Annotated in this window: 8 protein-coding genes; 4 read left to right on the top strand and 4 right to left on the bottom strand. The window is 43.0% G+C overall.

From position 1 onward, the window contains the following. Positions 1–566 precede the first annotated feature (566 nt). On the bottom strand, positions 567–1,031 hold the full coding sequence (locus QWZ17_RS24970) for a S41 family peptidase (RefSeq protein WP_290308060.1): 465 nt from the start codon (positions 1,029–1,031) through the stop codon (positions 567–569). Here QWZ17_RS24970 and QWZ17_RS24965 point away from each other — a divergent pair. Further along, positions 961–1,104: a hypothetical protein gene (locus QWZ17_RS24965; protein ID WP_290308059.1), complete on the top strand. Its 144-nt coding sequence runs from the start codon at positions 961–963 to the stop codon at positions 1,102–1,104. The genes QWZ17_RS24970 and QWZ17_RS24965 overlap by 71 nt on opposite strands. Positions 1,105–1,106: 2 nt before the next feature. Here the strand turns inward: QWZ17_RS24965 and QWZ17_RS24960 are convergent, their stop codons facing one another. Continuing rightward, the gene (locus tag QWZ17_RS24960) at positions 1,107–2,267 is read right to left on the bottom strand and encodes a S41 family peptidase (RefSeq protein WP_290308058.1); all 1,161 of its coding nucleotides are present in this window, start codon (positions 2,265–2,267) and stop codon (positions 1,107–1,109) included. 233 nt (positions 2,268–2,500) lie between these two features. On the opposite strand from QWZ17_RS24960, the gene QWZ17_RS24955 reads away from it, so the two are divergent. Further along, positions 2,501–3,262, top strand: a complete 762-nt coding sequence (locus tag QWZ17_RS24955; RefSeq protein WP_290308057.1) for a phosphosulfolactate synthase — start codon at positions 2,501–2,503, stop codon at positions 3,260–3,262. A gap of 601 nt (positions 3,263–3,863) precedes the next feature. Here the strand turns inward: QWZ17_RS24955 and QWZ17_RS24950 are convergent. Next, on the bottom strand, positions 3,864–6,692 hold the full coding sequence (locus tag QWZ17_RS24950; RefSeq protein ID WP_290308056.1) for an ATP-binding protein: 2,829 nt from the start codon (positions 6,690–6,692) through the stop codon (positions 3,864–3,866). 234 nt (positions 6,693–6,926) lie between these two features. On the opposite strand from QWZ17_RS24950, the gene QWZ17_RS24945 reads away from it, so the two are divergent. After that, on the top strand, positions 6,927–7,727 hold the full coding sequence (locus tag QWZ17_RS24945) for a shikimate dehydrogenase family protein (protein WP_290308055.1): 801 nt from the start codon (positions 6,927–6,929) through the stop codon (positions 7,725–7,727). Continuing rightward, positions 7,724–8,302, top strand: coding sequence for a gliding motility lipoprotein GldD (gene gldD, locus QWZ17_RS24940; RefSeq protein WP_290308054.1), 579 nt, complete (start codon positions 7,724–7,726; stop codon positions 8,300–8,302). Before QWZ17_RS24945 ends, gldD begins: the two co-directional genes overlap by 4 nt. A gap of 157 nt (positions 8,303–8,459) precedes the next feature. On the opposite strand, the gene QWZ17_RS24935 is transcribed toward gldD, so the two are convergent. Beyond that, on the bottom strand, positions 8,460–10,439 hold the full coding sequence (locus tag QWZ17_RS24935) for an alpha-ketoacid dehydrogenase subunit alpha/beta (RefSeq protein WP_290308053.1): 1,980 nt from the start codon (positions 10,437–10,439) through the stop codon (positions 8,460–8,462). Positions 10,440–10,531: the final 92 nt, after the last annotated feature.

Below are 10,531 nucleotides of genomic sequence, written 5' to 3'. Positions count from 1 at the left end.
TCTCAATTCATTAAATTGTCTAATCTTCGATTAGCAGATTATAAAAAAAGACTGTACCATTTGTTTTATGATACAGCCTCTTCTTTGTTTTAAGCGGGTTTTATATTTTACAGATTACTGATGGTCGTTTAAGAGATTAAGCCCCTTATTTTGTTGCCGATTTAAAATCCGGAAAAGACCGTGAATTACACTTATCTAATTGCAAATAAACCGATAACTTGGAAGACTCACCCGGCGCCCGTCCTTCGGCTTCGCCAGAAAAGGTGCCTCGGAGCGGTGGTGGATATTGTGTATAGATGAAAAGCCAACAAATTCCTTAAGTGCTGTTTCCTCTGCAGGTGAAGAGGCGTGACCAGCGAAGCAAGCCGAACAAGTATTTCGACAGCGCTCAGATCACATATTCATGCCCATTACATCCTGGGAATCTTCTTTGCCCTGTAAGACGCCTATTTTTCTAATGAAGAAGAGCCTTTACTCCGTTCAGCATGACTTCATTTTTTAACATTTCATAGCCGGTATATAAATCCCCAACTATACCGAGCCGTTTTAATACCGGGTATCCTGGTTTATTTATTCAGAACCTCCAACGCTTTATTCTTTGTCGCGTCTATTCCGTTTTGCAAATCCTTGATGGTTCTTTTCACGGTAATATCCGGCATAATACCCACTCCAACAAATTCTTTTCCATCGGGGTAGGTGTCGCGTTTGCCACATACCCGTGCGGCCCCCCCGCCAGGTAAATTGAAAGGAACCGGCTGCCCGGTACTGCCGCCCGTTGGCAGACCTATTAATTTACCCCGCTTCATGTAATCAAAGGCCACCGTAAAATCTTCGGCTGCCGAAAATGTACGCGGGCCAATTAACACCACTACCGGTTTTTTATAAAATATTTTGCCGTGTGGTCCCCATTCGCCGCTGCCGTTCTCAAGCCATCTTGGTTCGGCATAAGGCTTAGATGTGATGGTTAGCACCTTTGATGCCGAGTTTTCAAACGGTTTATTGGTTAAGCGTTTAATTATCGCAAAGCCAATGCCGCCATCGCCGCCGCCGTTGTACCTGATATCGATAATGAGCCCTTTGGTTTTGCTTATTGAAGTGGTGTAAAGCTAATCGAGCTGTTTTATTATTTTATCGTCCTCAAAATCATTGATGGTTAAGTACCCAATATTGCCTATGGTTTCGTATACCAGGGTTTTTATTTTTTTTATATCATGATAGCCGGTACGGTTAATTGTGCGGTTTATAATTTTACCGACTTTGTTTTTAAACTCAAAAACAATGGGTTCGGTTGGCGGGCCCGATAGCAACCCATACGAAAATTCCCTGATCTCCATATCCTGCGGAGTTGAGCTGCTTTGGTAAGGTTTCACGTTCTTTTCGGCATAGCTTATAACCGGCTCTTGATTTATTTTGATAATTTCTAAACCTGGTACTATGCCCGATTTATACAGACTATCACTGAAAACCTGGTTTACAAATACTCGCCCCTCAACTAATTCCGTGCGGAAAGGTGGCCGACTATAAAATTGTGAAATTACGGAGTCTGGTGGCACAACGTTGCTGTGCCCATCTTTTAGCTGTGCATAAAAGTTGATGAGTACCTTGTAATATTCGGCTGTCGATTTGGTGTTTTTAACCTTGGGCAAATAATCTAAATAGGTTTGGTTCCAGTCGATATTAACCAGGTCAAAATTGGCAAAGTTGTACTTGGCCTGAGCCCATAATAAAGATAAGCCTGCTATTTTTTCGGCTGCGGGGATATCTGGCCGATATTGGGTACTAAACGCGGTATTTTGCCAAAGGGCTTTTTGGTTGTTTAGCTTTTGTATAATGGCAATATAACGGGGCTCATCACGTAAGCCATTTAATGCCGGCTCCCCCTGTAAAAAGTTGACTACACCACTTGTAACCCCATTGGCGTACATTTTTTCGAGCGATATTAAAGCTGAATCTTTTTTGTTTAACAAGGCGTAGCCGGTGGCCAAATTGCGGTTAACGTCAGACCGGCGCGACCATAGGTAGGCGTTGGCAGGAGCCATTTCTTTAATAGGGAGGCTATCTAAAAATGCAATGGAGTTTTTTAATATGGTTATGCCTTTCTCTATCTCGGCGGGCGTTGCATGGGTTTTATAAAATATTTTATTGGCTTTTTCCCGTTCTGCCTGCACTCTATCGGCAGCCTCATTACCGGTATATGATTTTTGGGCGAAAATACTTGTCGAAATGCTTAACAATAGAGGTAATACACGTAATAATTTGCTTTTCATATGGTGATACTAATAATGGCAAAACAAAATACTTATTTCCTTTTAAAAATGCAGATTTAAAAAAGGTGTAACTATGTTATTACAGATTGATGTGTACCTTTTTAAACCACGATATTGACTATTGAGTTCACCTTAATTTAAATTTAACATGTCCGGCATTTTACCTGTGCTTTTTTTTTACGAGATTTGCGACCGTTAGAACTTTTAGTTATAGGCTATAACCATCTATTAATATGAATTACACTATCAATAACTTACCAGAGCGTACAACTAAACCCCGGGATAAAGGCATTACCATGGTAATGGATAAGGGACTAAGCTTAAGGCAGGTTGAGGATTTTATTGAAGTTGGGGGTACTTATACTGATATTGTAAAACTGGGCTGGGCTACCTCCTATGTAACTCCAAACCTGGATGAGAAAATAAAACTATACAAACAGGCTGGTATCCCGGTTTATTTTGGCGGTACCCTGTTTGAAGCCTTTATCGTTCGTAACCAGTTTGATGATTACAGGCGCCTGTTGGATAAATACCAATTGGAGCATTGCGAGGTATCAGACGGATCTATCACCATTGAACACGATATTAAATGTGATTACATTAGCAAACTGGCCAAACAGGTTACTGTAATATCTGAAGTGGGTTCAAAGGATGTACAAAAAATCTTCGCGCCATATAAATGGATCAAATTAATGAATGCCGAAATTGAAGCCGGTTCATGGAAAGTTATTGCCGAGGCCCGTGAAAGTGGCAACGTTGGCATTTACCGCGATTCGGGAGAAGTTAGGCAGGGTTTGGTAGATGAAATATTGACCCAGATACCCGAAGGCACCATTATTTGGGAGGCCCCGCAAAAAGCGCAGCAGGTTTGGTTTATTAAACTGATTGGCGCCAATGTGAGTTTAGGCAACATAGCCCCTGCCGATATTATCCCGCTTGAAACCTTGCGCCTGGGTATCCGCAGCGATACATTTGATCATTTCCTGGGGTTATAATTAACCATAATTACAAAAATTATAAAGCCTTTGGGGAGTACCTCCAAAGGCTTTTAAAGTTTAGGTATACAAGTGGAAAAGGGCGGTACAGCGAGTTTTTTTTAATTGCCCTAAAACTACATGGCTATTTGAAATCTTTAATTGGGCGTTTTAATTACCCATATCACCACAGCTATATAAGCTGTGGGATATTTTGCCGATTAAGCCAAAAACCGGCTGGGTAAGGGGGTAAACAATTGGTAAAAGATTTAAAAAAATTATTTATCTGATTTATAGAATTTTTTGAAGCACCTATCGCAGAAGTAATGTTTGACCGATAACCAGGGGAGCAGCAATTTTACTGTAGATCCGCGTGGAATTCGTTGGCAAAAGTTGTTTTTACAACGTGGGCAACTCACCGCTATTTTTATTTGCTGAGGTTCATTGTTTTGATTTAACATTTGTTCGTTAACTATCACATTCATTATTATAGGGGTAACTTTATGCAAGCAAAAGTGAATCAAACTGCCTTAACAAAACTGCCATTTTACTATACAAAACCGCCAAAAAGACAATAATGTCGATATTTTTGCAGCTTTTAGGCAAAAAATTAACTTAATAGTTATAGTAAATCGTTTACATCACGGCCATATTGCTCTTTAAATAATTTGGCAAAATAGGCGGGTGTATCAAACCCTGCCACGTACGAAATTTCGGCAAGGGTACGGTATTTGCCGCTTTCAATGGCCTCGCGCGCAATTTGCAGCCTTATAGCACGTATGTATTTGTTGGGTGTAAGGCCGGTTACGTTTTTAATGCGCCTGAATAGCTGCCGCTCGCTGATGGATAAATCATAACTTAACATGCCGAGGTTAAACTCTACTTTGCCCACCTGTTTCCGCACAAGTGCTTCAATTTCGGCCAGCCAGGCCAGATCGGCAGGAGAAACCGCCGGTATGGCTGTTTTCACGTCGGCCGCATCACCCAATTCTTCCAAATCCGGATTTGACACAACTGCCCGCGCGGCGGCATTGTTAATGAGGTTGGTAGTACGGGCAATAAGTTCGCTACTTAAAAATGGTTTGGTGATATAATCATCAACACCGGTATGCAAAGCCTTTAATTTATTATGATTATCGGCAAGGGCGGTTAGTATAATTACAGGTATATTACAAAAGGTGAGGCTTTCTTTAAGCTTTTGCAATAACGTAAAGCCATCCATTTCGGGCATCATTACATCTGTAATGATCAGCTGTGGCAATTCGGTCATTTTATGAAGCATGCTTATGGCCACCGCTCCGTTCAGCGCGGTTGTCAGCGTGTAAAAAGGGCTCAATATGCTGGCAACATAGGCAGCCATTTCATGATGATCTTCTACCAAAAGAATGGTGGGCTTATTAAACGCGTTGCTGTTGATTTTTGCATCTATTGATTCATAATGTAAAGTTGGTACAGGGGTTAAGGTTGCAGGTTTTGCGGGTATCAGAGGAATGGCGACATGAAACGTAGTGCCAACACCCCAGGTGTTATCAATAAATACGCTGCCGTTCATAAGTTCGGCAAATTCACGGGTAATGGCCAGGCCAATACCGGTTCCGCCCTCATAGGAATCTTCTTGGCGCCGGCCCTGGTAATACCTGTCAAAAATATGGGGCATATCGTCGGGGTGGATGCCGGTGCCTGTATTAGCCACCATAAATTCTATTTGCTTACCTGCTATTCGGGCGGAAACCGTTATTGAGCCTGATGCCGGCGTAAACTTTATGGCATTACTAATCAGGTTATTGCAAATTTTTTCAAATTTATCTTCGTCAAGCTGCACAAAAATATCGTCGGCAATGGCGCAATCCAACCGGTATTGTAATTTTTTATACTCCGCTGCCGAAGAAAAGCCCTGGTAGGTTACTTTAATAAACCTTGCCAATGCTACCGGTGTTACCTTTAGTGTTAATTTACCAGCTTCCAGCTTACCCAGGTCAAGCAGTTCGTTAACCATGTTTAACAATTTTTTGCTGTTGCGCGATATGGTAGTAAGATTTTTTTGCTGTTGATCTTTACTTTGTTCATCGGGGCTGTTAAGTAATTGATCTGCCGGCCCCAAAATAAGCGTTAATGGCGTGCGTAATTCATGGCTTATATTGGCAAAGAAGCGTGTTTTAAGCGCATCCAGTTTTTCCAACTGTTTGTGTTCTTCGGTCATTAAGGCTGCTTCGCGTTTCTTTTTGGCGATGAGCCAGTTGTACATAATACCAAAAGCAATCACTACCAGCGCCGCTATGGCAATAATATAATCGCGCTGTACAGACAGGAGCTTGGTTTGCGTAGATGCCAGCAGCAGGCGCTTATCTGCCCGGTATTTTTTATCAAGTTCATCGGCACTACGCGCGGTTTCGGCAGCAGTGATGCTATCGTTTAGCTTGTGATAAAAATCGGCGTATTTAAGCGCGTTTTTATAATCTTTAGCCCCCTTGTACGATAACATAAGCTGGTTATATATATTCCTTTGCAGGGATATGCTGGTTTGCTCACCAGGTTCAACCGCAATGGTTTGTTCGCCGTATTTAATGGCCGTTTTATAATCGCCCCGGTTACGGTATAAAGTCATTAATTCATTTAAATCGTGCTTTAGCAGGGATTTAAAGTTTCCCTTTTTGGCTATATCCATCGATTGAATTAAAGTTGCTATAGCAAGGTTATCCTGTCCGTTTCTGATATATAACCGGGCCAGGTTGCCTAAATAGCGCGAGCGTGTAAAATCGCTTATAAACTTTTGATACCTGGGCTGTAATATTTGTTCCAGTATGCGGGCCGCTTTTTGGTTGGTGGCCTGCGTGGTATCATTTTCAGAAATGATGTTGGATATGTTGCTTAACGCAAACGTATAAGCAGCGGTATCTTTTATGCTTAAAGCATCATTGGCTGCCTGCTGGGCATAGGGTAGAGCCTGCTTTACGTTTTTAATAACGCGATAAATATCAGCCAGGCACATTTTGGCATCTATACCGGCGGCCTTCCACCCACGGGCTTCGCACTCTTTTAAAATGGTAAAAACAACATTCAGGGCATCAACGGTTTTCCCTTGCCTGCTTAACATGTAAGCCACCATCGTTGCCGATTTTTCGTAGGTGGTGGTATCGGCCGGCGAGGCTGCCTTATGGGCCTGCCTGCCAAAGGCAAGGGCTTCTTTTTCATTGCCGATGCCATAAGCCTGGTAAGCTTGCGCCAGTAATACACGCGCCTCAAAAGGTTGATCGTGATGTTTGCGGGCCGAGTCGATCAGTTTTTTTGCAAAAACGGCTGCCGAATCGGTTGCCTTCATGCCGCGCAGTATTTTTAGCTGCGGCTCTTTTGTTTTTTGTTGCGAATAGGCACTTGCAGTTATTATTAAAAACAGGCAGGCCAGTAAATATCTTTTCGGATAAAGCGGGGGGCGTTGATTATCAGGGGTCATAAGCAATGGCTAAAAATACATTTTTCTGCAACAAACGCCTTGTATTTCTTAAAAACAGATGTTTTTACCCTGAATTAAAAGTTTTTTCACCCTTTTTAATTTTAGTTAATTTAAATCGTTAATAAGCCTGCTTGTTTCCATTGTTACATCATAACCTTAATTTGATTGCGACAGATATACTTTATGTGTATATCTTTAGCTTTTCATTTTTTAGGCCATACTAATTATTGATACATGAAACATTACGGGCTTATTGGCTTTCCGCTTTCGCACTCCTTTTCAAAAAAATACTTTACCGAAAAATTTAAAACAGAGGGTATTGAAGATGCCGTGTATGATCTTTACCCGCTGGAAAATGTAAAAGATTTGCAGGATCTGTTAGATGAAAACCCCAACCTGGTTGGCCTTAATGTTACCATCCCGCATAAAGTGAACATCATCCCTTACCTGGACTGGGTTGAGCATGATGCCCGCACTGCAGGCGCCGTAAACTGCATTTGTATAAGCGCCGAAAGCCCTTTACAAGCGGCCTTTACCGGTGAAGTAGGTATTCAAGGCCACGATTTCAGGCTGGAAGGTTATAATACCGATTTGTACGGCTTCGAGATGTCTATAAAGCCTTTAATAAAAGATAGCAATGATGAAGCGCTGGTTTTAGGCGATGGCGGCGCGGCTAAAGCCGTAAAATGCGTATTGGAAAACCTGGGTATCACTTATAAGGTAGTAACCCGTAAGCCCCATCCCGATCATCTTTTATTTAGCGAGTTAAAACCGCATCACATTAAACAACACAAAATCATCATCAACACAACGCCGGTTGGTACCGCGCCTAATATTGATGAATGTCCGCCAATTCCGTACGAGGCTATTACTGATGATCATTTATTGTACGATTTGATTTACAATCCCGAAGAAACCTTGTTTTTGAGAAAAGGCCGCGAGGCTGGCGCTACCACTAAAAATGGTTACGAAATGCTGGTTTTACAGGCCGAAAAATCATGGGAAATATGGAACACTAAAGACCTTAGAGTATGAGATACGCGGGATTAATGCTTTTGGTGATGTTATTTTTAGCGGCTTGCGGCGGTAACCATGATTATTCGCCAAAACCGCGGGGATATTTTCGCATTAAATTTCCTAAAAAAGAATACCAGGATTACAATGAAGGCTGCCCCTATAGCTTTGTATATCCTAAATACGCCATTATTAAGCCCGATTTGAGCAGTAATGCCAAGCCTTGCTGGATCAACATTCAGTTTCCGCAATTTAACGCTACCCTGCATTTGAGCTATCAGCCGGTAACAAGCAAAAAAGAGTTTAATCAACTAATTGAAGATGCACGCGCCTTCGCGTTTAAAAATACGGTAAAAGCAACCTTAATAAAGGAAGATCTTATCGCATATCCGCAAAATAAAGTTTACGGCCTTTATTACACTATTGATGGGAATACGGCATCATCTGCCCAGTTTTTTTTAACAGATAGTACTAAAAGATATATCCGTGCCGCGCTGTATTTCAACAACGAACCCCGACTTGACTCCATTCAGCCCGCCCTTAATTTTATTAAAAAAGATATGGAGGTGATGATCAAGAGCTTTAAATGGAAGTGAAGCTGCGAGAGTCAAGAATTAAGAATCAAGAGTTAAGACAGCTGCGAACGCGGATGATCTAATAAGAAGAGTAGAATTAAGAATTAAGACAGCTACGGCTTATCTTATGTATCCAGATTTACGAAGTTTTTAAAACTTCGTAAATCTTTCAATTGCATTAATAAGCTAACAGCTTCTCCACCGTTTCTTCCAGCCTCGCCTTTGCCAAAAACTGGTCTTCCAGGGCTTTGTTCATGGGGATGGCGGTATCCAGGCTGCCGCAACGCATTACGGGGGCGTCCAGGTATTTAAAGCAATGCTCGGCTATGTGGGCGGCAATTTCGGCACCGAAGCCGCTGGTTAGGGTATCCTCGTGTAAAACCAAAGCCCGGCCTGTTTTTTTGACGCTGGCTTCAACGGCTTCTTTATCCCATGGTAACAGGCTGCGCAGGTCAATGATCTCTAACGGTTGATCTGGATGTTTGGCGGTATATTCCAAAGCCCAATGCACGCCAAGGCCGAAGGTGATAATGCTTGCCGCAGTGCCCTGCTGTACAATATTGGCTTTGCCAATTTCTATCAGTACATCATTATCGGGTACCTCGCCGCTTATGCTGCGGTACAGGTATTTGTGTTCAAAATAAATAAACGGGTTAGGGTCTTCAATGGCAGCCAGTAACAACCCTTTTGCATCCGCCGGGAAGGCGGGATAAACCACTTTTAATCCGGGTGTTTTGGTGAACCAGGCCTCGTTACTTTGGGAGTGGAACGGTCCCGCGCCTGTACCCGCTCCGGTTGGCATGCGCACCACCATATCAACAGCCTGCGCCCAGCGGTAATGCGTTTTGGCCAGGTTGTTTATGATCTGGTTAAAACCGCAGGTAACAAAGTCTGCAAATTGCATTTCAACAATCGCCTTGTAACCGTTAATGGCCAGCCCCATGCCGGCCCCTACAATCCCCGATTCGCAAATGGGGGTGTTGCGCACCCGGCCTTTGCCAAACTCTTCAACAAAGCCTTGCGTTATTTTGAAAGCGCCACCATATTCGGCAATATCCTGGCCCATGATCACCAGGTTGGGATATTTACGCATGCCCTGCCTTAAACCATCGCTTATCGCATCTATATAACGCTTGGTTGTGGCTGGTGTAGCAGCGGGTTGAGCAGCTGGAAAGTTGTACGGATGGTACATATCTTCCACCTCGGTATTAATATCCGGTACAATGTCGGCCTCGTTGTAAACTTTTTCAAATTCTGATTCAATAAGCGTTGTAAACTCCTTGCGGATAAGCGGAATCCACTCGGGTAAAAGTGCCCGTTGACTCAGCAGGTATTTTTCATAGTTGGCCAGCGGGTCTTTAGCGCTCCACCATTCCATCAAGTTTTGGGGTACATATTTGGTGCCGGATGCCTCTTCGTGCCCGCGCATCCTAAAAGTCATGCATTCCAATAAAACCGGGCGCGGGTTTTCACGGATGCTGTTTTTGATATCGGTAATAGTATGATAAACCTCCAAAATATTATTACCATCAATTCGGCGGCCCTCCATACCGTAGCCTATAGCCCTGTCAACTAACTGTGCGCAATGATATTGCTCGTTGGTTGGGGTAGATAGGCCATAGCCGTTGTTTTCGATGAGGAAAATAACAGGCAAATTCCAAACAGCGGCAATGTTAAGGGCCTCATGAAAATCGCCTTCGCTGGTAGCGCCTTCGCCTGTATAAACTAAGGTGGTTTTCTTTTGGTTCGATAATACATCCGCCAGCGCAATGCCATCGGCCAGGGCCAGCTGCGGACCAAGGTGGGATATCATCCCGATGATCTTATACTCCTGCGTTCCAAAATGAAAAGAGCGATCGCGCCCCTTGGTAAAGCCCGAAGGTTTACCTTGCCATTGGGCCATCAGCCGGGATAATGGTATGTTTCGCGTGGTAAAAACCCCCAGGTTGCGGTGCATGGGTAATATATATTCATCATCGGCCATAGCCAATGTGCTGCCCACGGCAATAGCTTCCTGGCCTATACCCGAAAACCATTTACCAATACGTCCCTGCCGTAACAGGATTAGCATTTTTTCCTCAACCATGCGCGGTAGCAACAGTTTTTTGTAAAAAGATACTAACGTGTCATTATCAAGGTTTTTACGATCGAAAATCATAACGTAAAACTAATGAAGTTTTTACATGACGGTGTCCCTGGGTGGCTAATATTTTCGGGTTAAACTTTGTATGTTTGGTAATCGTAAATGAA

It is taken from the genome of Mucilaginibacter flavus (assembly GCF_030409315.1).
Classification (GTDB): Bacteria; Bacteroidota; Bacteroidia; order Sphingobacteriales; family Sphingobacteriaceae; genus Mucilaginibacter; species Mucilaginibacter flavus.
Note: the sequence above shows the minus strand (reverse complement) of the source record. Positions and strands in the feature narration are given on the sequence as shown.